Origin of the sequence: Streptomyces sp. NPDC001027 (assembly GCF_040299045.1) — a bacterium.
Taxonomy (GTDB): Bacteria; Actinomycetota; Actinomycetes; order Streptomycetales; family Streptomycetaceae; genus Streptomyces.
Genome location: NZ_JBEPBI010000164.1, coordinates 1 through 17504, shown reverse-complemented (window position 1 = coordinate 17504; position 17504 = coordinate 1). Strand labels below are relative to the sequence as shown.

General features: G+C 68.4%; 17 protein-coding genes and 1 pseudogene. 10 read left to right on the top strand and 8 right to left on the bottom strand.

The features are described 5' to 3' along the window. Positions 1-310: 310 nt before the first annotated feature. Positions 311-928: a DUF6417 family protein gene (locus tag ABT300_RS31145; RefSeq protein ID WP_351682675.1), complete on the bottom strand. Its 618-nt coding sequence runs from the start codon at positions 926-928 to the stop codon at positions 311-313. 590 nt (positions 929-1518) lie between these two features. Further along, complete coding sequence (locus ABT300_RS31140) at positions 1519-1683, bottom strand: hypothetical protein (protein WP_351682672.1); 165 nt, start codon at positions 1681-1683, stop codon at positions 1519-1521. Positions 1684-2301: 618 nt separating this feature from the next. Here ABT300_RS31140 and ABT300_RS31135 point away from each other — a divergent pair. Further along, the gene (locus ABT300_RS31135) at positions 2302-2577 is read left to right on the top strand and encodes a hypothetical protein (RefSeq protein WP_351682670.1); all 276 of its coding nucleotides are present in this window, start codon (positions 2302-2304) and stop codon (positions 2575-2577) included. A 184-nt stretch (positions 2578-2761) separates the two neighbouring features. Further along, the gene (locus ABT300_RS31130) at positions 2762-4258 is read left to right on the top strand and encodes a helix-turn-helix domain-containing protein (protein WP_351682668.1); all 1497 of its coding nucleotides are present in this window, start codon (positions 2762-2764) and stop codon (positions 4256-4258) included. 89 nt (positions 4259-4347) lie between these two features. Here the strand turns inward: ABT300_RS31130 and ABT300_RS31125 are convergent, their stop codons facing one another. Further along, the gene (locus tag ABT300_RS31125; protein WP_351682681.1) at positions 4348-5139 is read right to left on the bottom strand and encodes a replication-relaxation family protein; all 792 of its coding nucleotides are present in this window, start codon (positions 5137-5139) and stop codon (positions 4348-4350) included. Positions 5140-5615: 476 nt separating this feature from the next. Continuing rightward, positions 5616-6539 (bottom strand): hypothetical protein, encoded by a 924-nt coding sequence (locus ABT300_RS31120; RefSeq protein WP_351682666.1) that lies wholly within the window; start codon positions 6537-6539, stop codon positions 5616-5618. Between the two features lie 156 nt (positions 6540-6695). Here ABT300_RS31120 and ABT300_RS31115 point away from each other — a divergent pair, with 156 nt between their 5' ends. The 3 genes from ABT300_RS31115 (at position 6696) to ABT300_RS31105 (ending at position 8243) form a co-directional block, all read left to right on the top strand. Then, complete coding sequence (locus ABT300_RS31115; protein WP_166663563.1) at positions 6696-6860, top strand: hypothetical protein; 165 nt, start codon at positions 6696-6698, stop codon at positions 6858-6860. A 403-nt stretch (positions 6861-7263) separates the two neighbouring features. Further along, entirely contained in the window at positions 7264-7689 is a 426-nt protein-coding gene (locus ABT300_RS31110; RefSeq protein WP_351682661.1) for a hypothetical protein, read from the top strand. A gap of 95 nt (positions 7690-7784) precedes the next feature. Next, on the top strand, positions 7785-8243 hold the full coding sequence (locus ABT300_RS31105; protein WP_351682658.1) for a hypothetical protein: 459 nt from the start codon (positions 7785-7787) through the stop codon (positions 8241-8243). A gap of 517 nt (positions 8244-8760) precedes the next feature. Here ABT300_RS31105 and ABT300_RS31100 read toward each other — a convergent pair. Then, the gene (locus tag ABT300_RS31100) at positions 8761-9108 is read right to left on the bottom strand and encodes a hypothetical protein (protein WP_351682655.1); all 348 of its coding nucleotides are present in this window, start codon (positions 9106-9108) and stop codon (positions 8761-8763) included. Further along, a pseudogene (locus tag ABT300_RS31095) lies at positions 9105-10277 on the bottom strand (relaxase domain-containing protein); the annotation flags it as partial. The pseudogene ABT300_RS31095 and the gene ABT300_RS31100, both read right to left, overlap by 4 nt. Before the next feature lie 448 nt (positions 10278-10725). On the opposite strand from ABT300_RS31095, the gene ABT300_RS31090 reads away from it, so the two are divergent. Together ABT300_RS31090 and ABT300_RS31085 are read left to right on the top strand one after the other, a co-directional pair. Next, positions 10726-11880 (top strand): ParA family protein, encoded by a 1155-nt coding sequence (locus ABT300_RS31090; RefSeq protein WP_351682652.1) that lies wholly within the window; start codon positions 10726-10728, stop codon positions 11878-11880. Further along, entirely contained in the window at positions 11877-13148 is a 1272-nt protein-coding gene (locus ABT300_RS31085; RefSeq protein ID WP_351682649.1) for a ParB/RepB/Spo0J family partition protein, read from the top strand. Before ABT300_RS31090 ends, ABT300_RS31085 begins: the two co-directional genes overlap by 4 nt. A 325-nt stretch (positions 13149-13473) precedes the next feature. Here ABT300_RS31085 and ABT300_RS31080 read toward each other — a convergent pair whose 3' ends face one another. Next, a complete protein-coding gene (locus tag ABT300_RS31080; protein WP_351682646.1) occupies positions 13474-14109 on the bottom strand; it encodes a GNAT family N-acetyltransferase in 636 nt (211 codons plus the stop codon). A gap of 321 nt (positions 14110-14430) precedes the next feature. Next, a complete protein-coding gene (locus ABT300_RS31075; RefSeq protein ID WP_351682643.1) occupies positions 14431-14712 on the bottom strand; it encodes a hypothetical protein in 282 nt (93 codons plus the stop codon). A gap of 29 nt (positions 14713-14741) precedes the next feature. On the opposite strand from ABT300_RS31075, the gene ABT300_RS31070 reads away from it, so the two are divergent. The 3 genes from ABT300_RS31070 to ABT300_RS31060 all read left to right on the top strand — a co-directional run bounded on the left by ABT300_RS31070 (position 14742) and on the right by ABT300_RS31060 (position 16749). Continuing rightward, positions 14742-14873, top strand: coding sequence for a hypothetical protein (locus tag ABT300_RS31070; protein WP_351682640.1), 132 nt, complete (start codon positions 14742-14744; stop codon positions 14871-14873). Between the two features lie 159 nt (positions 14874-15032). Further along, positions 15033-15410 (top strand): VOC family protein, encoded by a 378-nt coding sequence (locus tag ABT300_RS31065; RefSeq protein ID WP_351682637.1) that lies wholly within the window; start codon positions 15033-15035, stop codon positions 15408-15410. Positions 15411-15531: 121 nt separating this feature from the next. Beyond that, the gene (locus ABT300_RS31060) at positions 15532-16749 is read left to right on the top strand and encodes an IS701 family transposase (protein ID WP_351682678.1); all 1218 of its coding nucleotides are present in this window, start codon (positions 15532-15534) and stop codon (positions 16747-16749) included. Positions 16750-17504: the final 755 nt, after the last annotated feature.

The window sequence follows — 17504 nt, the reverse complement described above, 5'->3', positions numbered from 1 at the left end:
ACACGGACTGTGTTACGTGTTGCCCATATTTCCATGACTCTCGGCTGCATCCTCCATCTATGTCGCTGGTGCGTGATGTTGACGGCGCGACAGCTCCGGCCTCCTTGCGGGCGCTGGCCGGGCCCTCGAGTTCGCCATGTCACGCCACCCCAGCGCGGCATGGACTGTCACTCGAAAGTGAGTAACGGCCCCACGCCGCGGGAGGCTTCAGGAGCGAAGCTCCAGGTGCCGGTCCCGCGGCACGCTCGCGGCAGACCTGGCCTTCCGGCGGGCGACCGGACCGCCGCGCGAGCCCGCCTGGGAGGCCCGTTCATCCGCCGGCAGCGGAGCGGTCGGCAGACGGCTCCGCGCCAGAGCCGTCGTGGTGGCTGATGCCGTAGTCGCGGGTGAAGCGGTTCGCCTCGAGCGCGGAGCCAGACATCTTGTGCAGCCAGAACGCGTACGCGGCGGACGCCATCTGCTCCGGCGAGAGGTACAGCACGTGCCGGTTCACCGCAGTGTCGCGCCGGGCGTCGCGTACCCGCTCCGCCAAACCGTCGGCTGCCGGCACCCGAAGCCGGCCGGCCAGGGCTACGAAAAGGCGCAGCGCCGTCAGCTGCGAGGGGAGCAGCTCCACTCGCTCGAGGTCGAGGCCAGGGCCGGGGCCGGGAGCGCCCGCTGCCGACTGGGGACGGAACCGGCGGTAGAGGAGCAGGTCGTGGCCGGACGCGGTCAGGCGGGCCGCCCAGCGGACAGCCCGGCCCTCCCACGCAGACAGCGCCGCACGGTCTTCCCGGTCCGCGAGCTCGGTCAGACCCCGCCCGGCGAGGTTGAACACGCGCTGCTTGACCGGGCGAAGATCCCAGTCCAGTGCCCAGCCATGGCCGGCCATCCGCTGCCGGTCGGCCACCGCTTCCAGGGCCGTGACGGCCCTCTCTTCACACGTCATCTGCTCCCCCGGGCGACACGGCCGCCTGCACGTGTTGCCGGCCCTGGCGGCTCAACGGGCGCCGAAGCGCTCAGGTCACGACCTCACTGCCCCTGGAACCTCCGCCGTGCCTGCTGTGGCGCCCGCGCCGCCGAAACTCACGGCGCGCTTCAGGTCGCCCCTAGGTTTCTCGCGCGTCCTACTGGGGCGCAAAAAGGTGCCGAAGCAGGATCACGAGCTGGGCAATCTCCGTGTCGGTCAGGGCGCACGGCGAGCATTCGCCGGGGTCCGCGCCGTGCTCGCACTTCTCCTCCCACCCGGCCTGGAAGGCCTCGTCGACTGTGCGGCAGATACGCCCGGACATCAGGCTGGACTCTGCATCTCGGTCTTGGTCATGCGCTTCCCTCCAGGACATGGGTTCAGTGCCCGCACTGCTTCGGTGTCCGCCCAGGCGTCTTGCCCGACGCCGTTGGCGGCACGCTGCGGAAGACGGCCCGCACCTGCGCAGCGAGGTAGGAACCGAGAGGTGGAGCGCTTGCCGCGGACCTCCGCGGCTTCGATGACTGTCGGGCCCAGTCGTTCGGCGGCGCACTGCAAGCAGAAGGGCTCGGTCACACCTCGTCCTCAGCGGTAGGGACCTGGCCGCCGGGATGCGTCATGATCCGGCGCAGCTTCTGCACCAGCTCTGGAGGCGGATCGGGAGCTTCAGCGACGCGGGCATGGATGTGGGCGATGACGTCGTCGCCGAGAATTCGCCGGCGTTCTTCAGCTCGCATGCCCTGTCAACAGCGCGGCCCCCGCATAGGACACGAGGAGAGCGCCCGCAGACATGGACGCGGTCGTAGCGATGATCCTCTGGCACGGCCAGCGGGACCACCGTGAGGGAGGACCCACCAGCGCCCTCATGTCCCATGAGTGCCGCGGAAACGGCCGTGCACACGGCTGCGACCCTGGTCGCTCGCCGTATCGCGCCGCCGACGCGGCGTGGGGACACCACCGGTCCTGCAATTGCACGTTCCGGGGTGTGTTACGACGTGTCGATGTTCAAGTTGGCGAGATTTCCGACCGCAAAGCCTCCCTGCGTGCCCTTGTCGGTGAAATCTGTGCGGTCTTCCGATCTCGCTTGACAGGAAAAGACAGAAATGTTTCAGCGATGAAATCGGGCCATGGCTGACACGCGGAACAACGGAAGGCAGGGAGATTTCGGCCGTGACCGCAACGAAAGTCACCCGTCCTGGGGCAACCTGCAATATAGACCCGATTGCGGCAAATGGGTGACTCGCCTATCGCACTGTGTATCGGTAGCTTCACCCTAAGGTGCGTGCGGGATCTCGACTGCGTCTACCAAACCGTTCGAGATCCCGCACGCTTTCTGTGACACAAAGGAGTGCCCCATGAGGCGATCTACCCCTCAGCGTCGTCGCGGCAAACGGCCTTCCGGCCACGTCGCTCGCAGTAAGCGTAATGGCCGTAACGAAACGTTTCGTTACGTGAACCGGTCTGGCACGCAGACGGCCGCCGCGTTCGTCGCCGCATTGTTCACCGGGTACGTGCTGATTTCCCGGCCTTCCGTTCAGGTGACGGTGTCTCCCGAGGCCCTCTACGCCCTTGGCGCTGTGCTGTCCGGCACCGCCTTCGAGGTCTTCCGTCTCCGCCGTCACCGGCGCTGACACCCGTCCGGCGGTGAGGGCTGACGGCATCGGTCCCTCACCGCCCGCCCGCGGCGGCCCGGGCCCGATCACGGTCGGGCCCGGCCGTCCGACGACGCGGTGTGTGACGAAAGCCGGTGAAATTCGGCTGTATCAGCGCCGCGCAGCCCTCTGTGAACCCTTTTCGTTACGGGATGGAAGAACTGTGAGCGACACATGCGAGCACTGCGGCTCCGCTCTCACTGCAGGACCGGGGAAAGGCAGGCCGCGCAAATACTGCGCGGACGCCTGCCGTCAGGCAGCCCACAGGCGCCGCCTACACGGTGACGCCCCGACCGCGCCCGCCGGTCTTCCTCCATCCTCGACGGAGTCGTCTACAGAGCCGCGACCTGTACGCCGGGTCAGTGCGGCGACTCGCGCCGCCCCGCACGGCCCATCCGCCGGCGACGAACTCCTCGTCGAAATCGCCAAGGACATCCAGGACGGCGCCCGCGACCTCGCGCGGCTGCTGCCCTCCTTCGACGGGGAGGAACCGCTGCATCGCGTCGCCCAACTGCACGAACAACTTGACGGCCTGACCGCGGCCGTCATCGGACGGGCCCGCTACCGCCGCGTCACATGGGCCGCGGTCAGCTCGGTCCTGGGCGTCAGCGAGGACACCGCACGCCACCGCTACACCGAGCGATACATCCTGCGCCGCCTCGCCCGCTTCAACCGCTCCGAGACAACGCTCACCTCCCTCACCGGCATCTTCAGCAGCACCGCCTCCCGCGCGACGGAAACGCCCGACGAACTCTCCTGCGACAGTGCCCCAGCGGGCGCAACCGGCGACTCAGACAGCGATCGCATCGAGCAGTCCAAGCACCAGAGCACCCCCATCGAATCCTCAGGAGCGGCGTACAACCGCCTCGCTCCGATCCTGTCCATGCTGATCCGCACCTCCCAGCTCACCAACAAAGAGGTCAGCACCAAGATCGGCTGCTCAGCCTCCTACCTGTCCCGGATCCTGACCGGCGAACGGGTGCCGACCTGGGACCTGACACGCAAGTTCGCCCAGGCATGCGGCGCCGATCCCACCGTCCTGCGGACCGTCTGGGAATCAGAGAAACTCAGCCACAAGAGCCGCAAGCCGGACGCCGAACTCGAAGACGACGACAGGTCCGCCGCCGAACGCCTCCGCGACGCCGTGCGGACCCTGCACCTGCGCGCCGGACGCCCCGCCCCCAACGACATCGCGGTCGCCAGCCGCTGGCTGCTGAGCACCGGCGCCGTCGCCTCCGTCCTCGAGGCCACGGTCCTGCCGCACCAGACCATCCTCGAGACGTTCGTACGCGTCCTGGGCGGCGACATCGACCACTTCAACCAACTCCTGGACCACGCCCGCGCCGAAGCCGAAGAGACGGCATGGCTCCAGCCCACCGCCCGCCCCTCCGCCATAACAGCCCTCGCCAGGCCCACGCCCCCACAGCCGAGCACAGACCCTCCCACCACCCGCCCCGCTGGTGCGGACGCCGTCATGAGGACGTTCAGCAAAGTCCTCACCGAGGACCACACGGTCGAAGACGGCCGCGCCCGGCTTCTGCACAAGCACGCCGAACAACAGACCACTCCCCTACGACGCGCAGCCGGCACCCGGCCACGGCCCATCACCCCCATCCCCACGCCGGCACCCGCCGCTGCCCTCCACCGCGCCTCTCCATGAACTGACGCGATCGTCATCAGCCCTACTCCGGGGCGGGCGCCGGGCAGGCCCTTCGTACGCAAGGGCGTGCCCGGTGCCGTGGGCGGCGTTCAGCGGCCGGCGGGTTCGGGGTAGCGCCGGCGGCGCCGGTCCGGGTCGTCGACGCCGATCTCGTACCAGGACTCGCCCCGCTGGAGCCGGGGCAGGGTGTTCACCCACACCGCGACGGCGATGCCCTCCACGTCGTCGGCGAGCGCCTGGAGGCGGTTGTCGAGCAGGTGCTCCTCCTTGCCCGCCAGCACGACGTGCAGCCGCGGGAAGGTCTGGGAGCGGGTGTAGCGGTGACGCTGCCAGAACGGGAACGTACCGCCGATCGTGCCGCGGGCTCCTTCCCAGACGCGGTGCCCGGCGTAGCGCTCGTAGTCCCAGACCTCCTTGGCGACGCGGGCCTGGGACATGGTGCCGTTGTCGAGCTCGAAGAGGCACACCTCGCTGGTCTTCGTCGGCAGGGCCAGGACGGCGTCGGTGTTGAAGGTCAGGCCGGTCTCCTTGATGGCGTGGTTGACCTCCACCTGCCAGTCGGTCAGATGCTTGCGGCCTCCGAAGGCGAGGATCATGTCCGTCACCGCGACGCCGTGCGGACCGAACCCGGCGAGAACGGCCTTCGCTCCGGTGCCGGCTTTGGGTCGGGGAGGCAGTTCGTTGCCGTCGGCCAGAGCCTTCTGTCCCGCCGGAGTCAGGTTCCAGATCGAATGCTTGCCGTCCTTGCCGTTGGTCTCCGCGAGCCCGAGCTCCGCCAGCTTGTTCATCGCCCTGCGCACGTACGACCGGCCGTCCGACTCCTCTTTCGTGATCACCTCGGCCATCTGCCGGACCGTGGCTATCCGCACGCACCCCAGCATCCGCAGCGCATCGGCCCGCACCTTCCCGGCCGTGGGAGTGGACTTCTTCCCTTTCGCTGACGTCTCAGGGGAAGGGAGAGAGGTGTCAGCAAGCCGGGAGGCCCCCTGGCGGGCGGTGTGAGCTGCGGTGATGGGAACGACGTTGGAATCGTTCGGGGCACCGTTCACGGCACTGGATTCCTGGCCGCCCGGCGGGTGCCCCGCACCCCTTGACCAGGTCGGGCCCGGCTCCGGATCGGGCTGCCGGACGCTGCTGGTGTCCGTCATGACAAGGCTCCTCACGCAGGTGACGCGGGGGTCCGGATGGAAGTCCCCCGTCACCTGGTAGAGGTGTGGCGAAAGTCGACGGTGTGACACTCCACTGAGCGCCGTTACCGAGCCGTGATCATCAGGCGGCCGCGGCTGTCCAGTGACACCGAACCGGGACACGTTGCCACTGAAGTTGGACCAACTGGTCGGTGACCGGCCTCGGGCCGTCAGCGCGCCAGTCTGAGGCGTGCCGTCTCTGCGGCATGGGAGGCGGCTTCGATCAGCCCGAGTTCGCCGGCGAGCGTCGAGACGAACGCATCGACGGCCTCGATGGCGCGGCCCTCCATCGTCTCGGGTTCGGCGAAGTACGCCGCGAACTCTCCGGCGCCGATGGTCGCCATGGCGGGCCGACTGGCCTGGTAGTCGGCCCACATCGGCCTGTAGGCGGCGCGCACCCGGTCGAGCTCGGCTTCGTCGACCTGCTCCTGTTTGAGGAGGCTGATCGTCTGCTGGCGGGCCTTCCACATGGCGATGTGGTGTTGGACGGGGACGGGCCCGTACGGGCCGGGAAGGGCTCGTTCGATCCTCGGCATGCCGGGCTGGACTGGCCAGGGTGAGTACAGCTCCGTGAGGACCGCGGTCAGTCTGTTGAGGTCGATCTTCCCGGTCTTCTCGCCTTCCTCGAGGACGAACTGGGCGGTGCGCCGTTGCTTGAGGGTGGCTGAGGGGTGGGCGAGTTGCTCAACGATGGCGCGGACGTTCTCGCGGCGCCGGACGGCGGTCGTCTGGCCAGTGGCGCGCGCGTGGGTACGCCAGGCTCGGCGCGCCTGCGGGGTGAGCACGATGGTGTCGTCGATCAGCCACAGGTACAGCACGACACGGATCAGCGACCGTTGCGGGATGCGCCCCAGCGGGGAACGCTCTCGAGCTTCGAGAAGTCTGGTGAACAACTCGCGTTGCTCCGGGGGGAAGACTCGCGGATCGCTGCCGTGCGCGCTGGTCTTGCGCGGCTCGGGGTTGGCGAGCATGCCGTCCTCGATCCAGGAGGTCACCATCCTGGGACTGGCCTTGATCACGCCCAAAGCGTGCGCGTCGGCGACCAGATCGGCCGAAGTCCCCTCGACCCACGTGGTGGCCCGATTCCCGTTCATGGCACCGAACTTACATCGAGATTCGAGCCTCGGGAGCTGATTCAGCGGACGTCAGCCATAAGGCTTGGGGTCAGCAGAAACTGCGCCCCGCACCGGATCCCAGCCAGGAACACGCGGTGCGGGGGCAGCCGACTCATCCCGTGAACGGAGACCGTCATGTCCCACCGTACGCACCGCCCCGTCCCGAAGCGGCGACGTGCCCGCCGTCGTCTTGTCCAGGGCCTCGGGCAGGCGGCGTTCTACGCCGCCTCCGCCACGCTGGCCGGCGGGCTGGTCCGCGAGCTGCTCCACCTGATCCACACGTCCGTCTCTTCGTGCTGACCTGAGCGCCGGGGAGATGGCGCGTCCTGACGTGCGCGGCATCTCCCCGGCGCCTGGCTACAGGTAGAGGTCTGCAGCTTCGAGTTGAGAAGACCGCGGTTCAGCAAGGGTGTCGGGAGCAGCCCGCGGACAAGGCGGCCGTCGACCCGAGCGAGACGGCGAGCGGAGCCCGGAGCTCCTGCCTCCGGGGCATCACGCAGCGTGGCGGAACGGAGATTTCTCCCCTGCCTAAATGGGCGGTATGTCGCAGGTAGCGGAACTGGACAAGGGGGCAACGCGAGCGCCGACCAGGCGAGTCCGCTCACCGTCGGTGCGCGAACTCTATCCACAGGCAATTGCTCTGAAGATCGCTTCTGAGGACGTCGCGATCAGTGCGGCGGCCCGTCGACAGTGAGGAAGCGTCATGGAGACGACTGCGTCGAAGGTTTCCCAGCTCGCCCCGGAGCAGGTAGCGCGAGCCGCCGACTACGTGGAGCTGGTCTGGCGGGGCCAGGGCAGCGAGCAGGACCAGGCCGCGCTCGCCGCATTCCACTCCGCCGGGTCGGAGCTCGCGCGGCTGATCGGCGAGTTCGGCGCGCTGCTGCTGGCCGACTACATCACCGCCGTGCCCGACGAAGACGCCGACTGCGAGTCCGCGTACGCCCTGCGGCAGATGGTGACGGTGGCGAGCCGGTACCTCAAGCGGTGGTGCCTGGCGGGCGGTGGGGCGCAGACCGCGTGGATCGCGGCGGGGTTCCTGATCGAGTGCATGCAGGAGGTCGACCAGGTCTCCCAGTTCCTCGCTGACGTCCGCGGCAACGTCTCCCCCGAGTGCCCGACCACCGCCTGAGCCACTGGACGGCCACGCCTCGCAAGCCGCCACCGGCAAGCCGTCATCAGCCACATCCAGCCCTCCCTGGCCAGCCAACAACTTACGGAGCCGTCATGCCCAAGAACACCACCACCGCCGCCACCGAGCCGTTGACCCCGATGCAGCCGGATGATGTCGCAGGTGCGTTCTCCTACATCCGGGCGTTGCAGGCCCGCGACATCGACACCGCCGGAGCGGTCGCCAACGGCGCAGGGCCGGAGCTGCGCCAGCTGCTCCTGGACGTCGCCGCGCGCATCGTCATCCCCGTCACCGCCGTGGACGACTGCGACGGGGAGCCGTGCCCGCACTCCTTCCTGGCCGCGGCGCTCGGGCGACTGCTGCTGGAGGTCCTGTACCACGGCGACGGCGCCTGCCTGGCCTTCCCGCCGGGCATCGCCCAGACCATCGTCCTCTTCGCAGAGAACATCCTCACCGAGGACCAGGGCGACGTCGCCGACGCCCTGCGCCAGCTGGAGGCCGCGGGGATGAGGCAGGCGATGGAGGCCCACCCGGCGCACCGCACCACCGCGTAGCCGCACCTCCGGGACGGCGGTGGTGCGGTGCGCGTCGCAGGCGCACCACCGCACCACCGTGGTGCGGTCCACCGCATCGCCGCACCGGACCGCGCCACCGCGGTGCGCTCCACCGGCATCGCCGCACCGCACCGGGCGCGCGTCACGGCCGGGCGGGTTCCCCTATCACACACCCCCTTGACCACGGCCTGATCTCCAGCCGAAACGGGCTGTGTCAAGGGGAATCGTCCTCGGTAGCAGACCTGGACAAGGGGTCGCGCGCCTCCGGCCGCACCTGGTCAAGGGGGTGGTCGGCGGTGGGCGCACCGGTGCGGTGCGGGACATCGCGTGCGGCGCACCGTGCACGTGCGAGAGTGCCGGGTGTGGCGCACCGGGTGCGGTGGCGGACCATCGCGGTGCGCACCACGGTGGCGTCCATCGTCATCCGGCGCACCAGAGTGGAGTCCACCCGATGTCGTGCATCGGCACTGAATGCTGAACATCGTGGGCTCCACTCGGTGGACGATGCCCGGCATCGTCACCACAGCCAGGCACTGGAGTGCCGTACCCGGGACAGGGCGCGGGCATCGCGGCGCGCGGCGGCGTTGCCGATTCGGTTCTGCCGAGAGCAGGGCCGGCGCGACTGTGCGGCGGCGAGGCGGCGCTTCCCAGCTTCCTGAAGTCGCTTCCGCTGCCTGCGCAGTTCCACCTTCTTCGCCGCCTTCGACTTCGGCTTCCGGGGCCGCTTCCAGATCGGCTGCCACCCCACAGGCTCATCGGGCTCGGGCTCCTGGTCCTCTTCGAGCGCGGCGGCCATCTCCGCGCGGGCGGCACGGGCGCGGGCGAGGGCGTCTTCGGGGTTGGGCTGTTCTTCCGGGGTGCTCACGTGACTCCTCCTGTGGTTTGGCCCGGCGTGTGGTGGTTGCCGGGCTGCTGGGTGTGCGGCGGCGAGGCCGTCGCCGGGACGGGCTGCGGTCAGGGGCCGTGGGCGGCTTCGCGTGCCCGCCGGCTGTCCTGGAGCGTGGCGGCCACCTGCACGGCGGCGGCTTCCAAGGTCTGGCGCGTCTGTTCCACCGTGTCGACGCCGGTCTCCGGCTCCTGGCGGCGGCCGTCCTGCCCTCCGGTGCGGAACGGCCGCGGGTGCGGCCTCGAGGCGCCGGGCACGGCGACGGCGTACGGCCGGGTGCGGGAGCCCAGTCGCTCCGCACGGCGCGCGGCGCGGACCCGGGCGGCCAGGGCGCCGGCGGCGAGGCGGGCCCGCTCGTACGGCGGCGCGGTGCGACGGCGAGTCAGCGGGCGGAGCACGGCCTGGTCCTCGGTGTCGCTCGGGTACAGGACGCGCAGGTCGGCGGTCATCTTCAGGCCGCGCCCGACGGGGCGGGTGTAGTCGTCGACAACCGTCTGCACGATCTTTTCGTCCAGGCCGGGCTGGTGAGGCCGGCCGCGTAGGGCGTAGGCGAGATGGCGGCGGGCTTCGGCGAGCAGGTGGTGGCGATTGAACGCGCCGCGCATCACGTACACCACGGCGACGACGTCGACGGCCGCCAGCGCTATGTCGACCACCGGCCGCACCCGCGCCCACACCACCGCGGCCGCCGCCCGCGCCCGCTCCGCCAGCCGGTCGACGACGTCGGCGCCGTACGCCCGGATCGCTGAGGTGCGCCATCGCTCGCGCAGCTCGGTCAGCGACAGCAGCTCCGTGCGCTTGGGCGGCCGCGTCTGGTCGGCGGCCTGGCAGGCCAGCGCGTAGGCGGCCCGCTCCCCCGGCGCGTGCCCGTGCTTCTCTTCATACTTGGCCGTGAGGACGGGCAGCGCGTCCTCGATCTGCTGGCGGCGGGTCGACTGCCAGCCGATGAGCCGCTGATCGATCCCGGCGATCTCCATGACAGGCCGGCGGCCGGGCGTCACCTCGCGCGGCTCCCACGCCCACCCGAGCTGCGCCGACACCTCCTCCATGAAGTACAGGAGGTAGAGAGTGTCCGCGGCGACGATGTGCATCATCAGCGAGTCCGCTGACAGGTTGCCCCACGTGCCCTTGTCGTCCGGCCGCCGGGCGGACGTGTGACGGAACTCCGGACGGGTCTACGGGATGCGAGTTCCGGTGTTGTCCATTCAACTGTGTGTAGAGCGCGTGGCGTTGGACCACTGATGCCATAGCCCCGTCATTTTCAGACAGCGACTTGGTGGTGTTCGCTGAGGTACTCACACGAACTAGCCCTCGCGAGACCGTTACCGTCTCGTTGCCTTGATGCAGTGAAAGCGGCCCTGCCCGCAATGACCAGCGCATCCTGTCCGAGCTGGACCGTCGGGCGAGAGTCACGAGAGCGCGCACGGACTACAGACCGAGCGGTGCCGGAGAGAGCTCGCCCTCCCGCAGCGACTCAACGCCATCCAGCGGGTGAGCGCTTCGAATCGTCAGTCGGTTGGTTTGTTGTCCGCGGACAACAAGCGCCATGGACTGCCTTGATGGTGTCCGCCACGTACAGGTGAGTAAGGTAGCGCCATGACCGCGCCATACGACCCGAGTGATCGGGAAAAGGTAGTAGCCAAGCTGCCTGCTGAGCTGCGCAAGGAGCTGAAGGTCCGCGCTGCGGAACTGGGCAAGGACATCCAGGACGCCGTGACTGAGGGCGTTGAGGCCTGGCGTAAGGCCAAGAGCCTGGCTGTCGTTGACACCAGCGGCGGCACCTCGTTCGCGACCTATCTCCCGGCTGGGCTGTACGGCAAGTTCAAGACGGACGCCATCGCCCGGAAGGTGTCTTTCAACCAGGGCATCGCCCAGGCGATCCGCCTGTGGCTCGACAGCAACCCCACTCCCCGGCCGAAGCCCCCGCGTGGCACCGGGGCCCGCAGGATCATCTTCGGCAACCAGAAGGGCGGCGTGGGCAAGACCTCGGTCTCCGCCGGTGTTGCTCAGGCCCTGGCGGAAACCGGGCGACGCACCCTGCTCATCGACTTCGACCCCCAGGGCCACCTCACCAAGCAGCTCGGCTACGCAATGCTCGACATCGATGAGGCCAGCCTGGCCAAGCACATGCTGAAAGAAGCCAAGGGCGAGCTGGGCGAGTTGCTCGTGCCGATAAAGGGTGGCGACTTCGAGGACCACCTCTGGCTGCTGCCGGCGTGCAAGGACGCGTTCCTGCTCGACGCGAAGCTGGCCACCACCAAGGCCGTACGCATCAAGGAGACAGCGCTCGAGAAGGCCCTTGAGCCGCTGGAGCAGGACTTCGACTACATCGTCGTCGACTGCCCCCCGAGCCTGGGCTACTCCATGGACACGGCGCTGTACTTCGGCCGCACCCGTAACGGAGAGGAGGACAGCGCCTCCGGCATCGTGGTTCCGGTGCTTGCCGAGGACTCCTCCGCCGACGCGTACGACATGCTCTACGACCAGGTTCAGGACCTCATCGAGGACATGGGCATCGATATCGCACTGCTGGGGTTCGTGGTCAACATGTACGACAGCCGCAAGGGCTACGTCGCCACGTCATCGCTCGACGAATGGAACAGCATCGGCGATCCCCCCGTCCTCGCGGTGGTACCCGAACTGAAGGATCAGCGCGAGGCCGTCCGCGTGAAGAAGCCTCTGCTAGTGCATGCGCCCTATGGCGACCAGGCGGAAGTGATGCGGACTGTGGCACGGAGGATCAGCGCATGAGCAAGGCCGAAGAGTTGGGCAAGGGAAGGTCGTTCGGCCAAGTACCGAGGGGCCGAAGCGCCCGCGGGCGAGCCAAGGCCGTCACCCAGGGCGACGTGCCGTCGTACGAACTTGTCCGGCTGCAACTGGATGAGGTCTCGCCCACCCCGCTGAACCCACGCCGTAACTTCGGCACCGAGGAGGAGCTGACCCGTTTCGGCGAGGAGCTGCGCCAGGCGCAGCTGGCGGCATGCGTGGCGGTCACCCGCAACGCCTACTTGGCGCTGTGGCCCGACCACGAGACACGGATCGGATCCGTCAAGCACGTTCTGATCAATGGCGAGCGCCGCTACCGCAGCGCCGTGCACGTCGGACTTGAAGCGCTGGACTTCGTTGTCCGGGACGATCTGGCCTCCTCCCGCGAAGAGTTCATCAACCACCTACTCAAGGAGAATCTCGACCGTGAGGACTTCGACGTCATAGAGCGGGCCCGAGGGGTTCAGCAGCTCGTCGACATCTGTGCAGAGAAGTCGGAGCGGGGTGCCCGTTCTCGCGCCGCTGAGCAACTAGGCAAGGACCGGTCCTGGGTCACCAATCAGCTCGTTCTCCTGGAGCTGCCGGTTGAACTCCAGGCGATGCTCAGCGCCGACAGTCTCGCCGAGCGGGACGGCCGGCTCCTTGCTCGCCACCTGAAGGACAATCCGGGCCTCGACACAGCGGCGCTGCTGGATCATCTGGAGCAGACGAAGACCGCAGCTGCCGTGGCCAAGGAGCAGGAAAAGGCAGTGCTCGAGGCGGTGCGGGGGGCAAAGCAAGGGGTGGCCCCCCAGACTTTGTTGTCCGCGGACAACATTCGCACTGCAATGGAGGGTGACGCTGCGGAGGCGGGTGAGCCTTCGGATTCGTTGTCCGCGGACAACAAACTCTCCGGACGCACCGGCACCGAGACGGCCTGGGGCAGCAGCACGGGTACCACGAAGCCAGGCCTTACCGCGGTAGAAGACGATGGCGAGGAAGGCGCGCTGGAAACTGCGCCAGCCGGCCTGCCAGGCCCGCGCTTGAACGGCCCCGCAGACACGAAGGTCTCTCAGGGCGACAACGGCCGGCCGGTGCGCCGGCTGCCGTATGACGATCCGTTCTACGTCGCCATGCACTTGCACACGAAGATGGAGCTGCCCGCATTCATCGAAGGCGCCCGCGCTTGGCTGGGGATCCTGCGGACGGAGCATCCCGAGGAGTACGCGGAGCTCGTACGTGAGCTGACCCAGCAGGAGCAGCAACCAGCCTGAGAGCCCTGAAACACAAAAGGCCCGTACATCCCACGGAAGGAATTTCCGGGGCGTACGGGCCTTTGCCGTGCTCGGTATTACGTGTCAGGCCGCCCAGATCGCGGGTGCGCCTTCATCAGGGTTGGGGATGCTGGCTGCGGTCACCGGTGCGGCCGGGTGCCACATGGCGGTATTCGGGACGGGGCCGGGCTCCCTGTCGGGACTGGGGAAGAGGCCCTCGATGTACGGAGCTGCTAGGCCAAGACGTCAATGCGCCCTGCACACGCGTTCAGGATGGCGCGGATGCGCCGCCCCCTGAAGCTGCCAGGGGGCGGGGCGTTCGGGGTTAGATCGTGCGCGAGAACATCTGCTCGCCGGGGAGCGGTGAGGCGCCGACGTCGGGGTGCCTGGAACTGCCAGGGAGGATGACCGGCTCACCTGGGGCGTGGATGGTGAACCCGTGGCGCCGGTAGAACCGGGCGAGGGTGGCGTCCCCGGCGGTGAACTGCCCGTATGCCAAGAACGCGCGGTGATCACGGTGGATTGCCAGGGCCTTGGTGAGGAGGGCGGAGGCGATGCCCTGGCGGCGGTAGTCGTCTGCGACGGCCAGGGCTCGGAGCTTGACGTAAGCCATAGCGGTAGCTCCCAGGGCGACGGGGTCTGCTCCATTGCGCTCCATACCGCCGAGGACGGACAGGGGCGGGATGCTGGACGAGATCCCGACGATGCGCGCGGTGGGCGTGTGTTCCGCGACCAGGAAGACCACCCGTCCGGCTCCGAACTGGCTGGTGAACGGGCCGCCTTCGTCGATGACTTCGCGCATGGCCTCGCGGTCGTCGAAGTCGCCGTGCCCTTCCATGGCGAGCGCGGCGAGATCGGTGAATGCCTTGCCTTCTCCGGGGCGGGTCTCTCTGATCCGGATGTTGTCGGGCAGTTCGTCGGGGCGGCGGCGTCGGGGCTTGCCAGGCTTGTGTCGTCCCACGAGCGTCCTCTCGGGATGGGGTAGGCCGTGTGACCGCGCAGGTCACCTGGTGGCCAGCGTGGAGGCACGGTTACCAGTAGGGCGGAAGGTCGTACCTATTGAGGGGCTAAGGCGGTCATCAGGCCGCTGGAGACGAGGATGATGGCGCATTTCTTTCGGCTGGGGACTCCCAGGGGGCATGCTCGATTCCTTCGCCGGCGGGGCAGCGAGGGCAGCCGCCACTGGTGACGGCAGACGGGTGCGGGGCAGAGGTGTACGCGCTGCCCGGGCTCGCCGTCGTAGTCGAGTCCGCAGCTGGCATGCCGACGTCGGCGGGCAGATTCAGGCTTGCCGCGGCGTGGGAGAGCGGCGCGTAGGCCGGGTCCATATGCCGAGGATCTTGCTGGCCTCGATGATGTGCCCGTGGCCGTCGCCGGGCCGGGTGTGGGCGCGTTCCACAAAGGGGTCGACCCGGACCGCGATGTCCTCGCAGCGGCCGGGTGTCCACGGCTCCGGGTCACGGAGAGCGGCGAGCATCGTGCGGAATGCGTCGACGATGCGCTGGTCCTCGGAAGAGAGGGTGCCCGGCGCGTGTCCGCAGCGACGGAACCTGCGACGGATCATCGGGGAACCTCCTGCTCGGTGGTGGCGGCGTGGGTACGGTCGGACGTGGTGAGGACGCGCGGCAGGTGGGCGTGGAGATGTTCGACGTCCACGTGGCGGCCGCGGTGACGGAGTTCACGGGCCAGGAGTTCGGCGAGGCTGGCCGCCCTTTTCCGGACTAAGGAAATGATCAAGGAAGAGTCGCCAGCAAGAGCCACCATCTGCCTGGTCGACGGTTGCGGATGTCTCGACGGCGCCAAGGACCCCTGGTAGTCCGGGAAGACCAGAATCTAGTACTCCAGCTGTAGATCGTGATCAGGTGTCGTGAGACGCTGCCCTTCATGATCGCCAAGCTGCAGTGCGTGGTGTTGGACTGCGCCGATGTCGTTGGCCTGTCCCGGTTCTACCAGTCGCTTCTCGGCGGGGTAGTGAACCAGCCGGATCCGCGGTGGTCGCTCGGGGAGAGCTGGGCGACACTCCACACCAGTGGTGGGTTCGTGCTGGCCTTCCAGCGCGTGGACAACTATCAGCCGCCGCGGTGGCCGGACTCCGCTCACCCTCAGCAGTTCCACCTCGACCTGGAGGTCAAGGACCTGGAACAAGCTCAGGACGACGTCCTCACGCGGGGCGCCACGCTGCTCGACGCGGGTGATGGCCAGCGGAGTTGGCGCATCTTCGCGGATCCGGCAGGACACCCGTTCTGTCTCGTCCGGCACTGACAGGGGGCCGTAGGGGTGCGACCACCGTTGATCATCGTGAGTTGTGTGGACTGACGAAGAGACGGTGGCCGCGGGCCACAGCATAGATCCCGCGCGTTGGCGGGAGGCGTTCGAGGTGGCCATGGGTCGGATAGCGGGCCGGTTCGCGCGGGTCGAACCACGGCTGCGGGCCGGGCGGCTGGTGCTGGGCCTGCTGTCGGACCTGCCGCGCAAGAACTGCTGGACGATCGCGGAGTGGGCCGGGGAGGCCACCCCGCACGGCATGCAGCATCTGCTGTGCCGGGCCGTCTGGGATGCCGATGGTGTCCGTGATGACGTGCGCGAATACGTCGTCGAGCACCTCCATGACGAGGCCGCGGTGCTGGTCGTCGACGAGACCGGCGATGTGAAGAAGGGCACCCATACCGTCGCCGTCCAGCGCCAGTACACCGGCACCGCCGGCAGGATCGAGAACTCCCAGGTCGCGGTCTATCTCGTCTACGCGGGCGAGCGGGGACACGCGGCGGTGGACCGGGAGCTGTACATCCCGCGCTCCTGGACGGGCGACCCAGAACGCTGCCGGGCAGCCGGACTCGGCGAGGACACCGTCTTCGCGACCAAGCCAGACCTGGCCCGCACGATGATCGAACGGTTCCTTGACGCCGGACACCACGCGGGCTGGGTCACCGGGGATGAGGTCTACGGCGGCAACCCGAAACTGCGCACGTCTCTGGAGGAACGCGGCATCGGCTACGTCCTCGCGGTGGCCTGCTCCGCAGAAGTCCCCACCCCAGCAGGCAAGTTCCGGGCAGACCATCTGGTCAAACGGCTGCCGAAGCGGGCCTGGCAAAAGCTGTCGGCCGGACACGGTGCGAAGGGGCACCGCTTCTACGACTGGGCCGTCATCGACCTGGCCGGCCCGTGCCCGGCCCGCCACCAGCTGCTGATCCGCCGCAACCGCTCCACCGGCGAACTCGCCTACTACCGCTGCTTCTCGCCCCGGCCGGTGCCGCTGACCGAGCTGGTGCGGGTCGCCGGATCCAGATGGCGGGTGGAAGAGACCTTCCAGACCGAGAAGGGGCTGACCGGACTCGATGAGCACCAGGTCCGCCGCTACCCCTCCTGGACCCGCTGGGTCACCCTCGCCATGCTCGCCCACGCCTTCCTCGCTGTCGTCCGCGCCGACGAACACGCCAGCAATCCCGCCCCGGACGAGCTGGTCCCGCTGTCCTGCAACGAGATCCAGCGCCTGTTCATCACACTCGTCGTTCGGCCGGCCCACGACGCAGCCCACCGGCTCGGCTGGTCCGACTGGCGACGCCGCCACCAAGCCCGGTCCCGCACCAGCCATTACCGGTGACAAGCCGCACCCCAGACATGAAGATCACGATCTACAGCTGGAGTACTAGAAGGCTGGACCGCTACTTTGCGCAGAGGTGAGTTTGGGGTCTGGGCCTACGCCCGGAGGCTGCGCTGAGGGAGCCCACCGCATGAGCAACGAGCGGGATCCGTACACGAGGGTGCGAGTAGACAGGGAGGTGGCGCTGCGCTTTGAGCTTTGGAGTAGCAAAAATCAGCTTCGCATAGCGGAAATGAAGTACCAAAAGGCTGAGCAAGACCACTACACGCGCTGGGTGAAGGATGGCTTTGTGCCAGAGCCCAGGACGGTAGGACCTGATCTATCCGCAGCGGGAACCCGTCTCCAAGCAGCGCGTCAGCGGTATCAGGAAGCCGTTGCCGCCCTGACCGCTTGGGAGAACACGGCAGAGTCCGATGAATCATCAGGTGGGCACAACGACCCGGACACGATCCTCACGGCCGTGCCGACTACAGCCACTGCACATGAACAGCGCCGGTGCTCCGTATGTGGTCGCACGGGTGTGGCTGAGGGCGCGTCCAGACATCGCCGGTGCGAAAGCAGTTCCCGACCAACAGAGGCCAGCCCTTCCAGCGCCGCAGCCCGACCGCCAGTCCCTGCGGATGTCGATGCCTCCCCGGACGCACAGGCCGTGACCCAGTACCAGGGCTTCGGCGTAGTCGGCTGACGCCCGCTTCCTGACGGATGACCAGATTGGGTGGGGTCGGGTGCAGAACAGGCACGGCCGCCCCGTGATC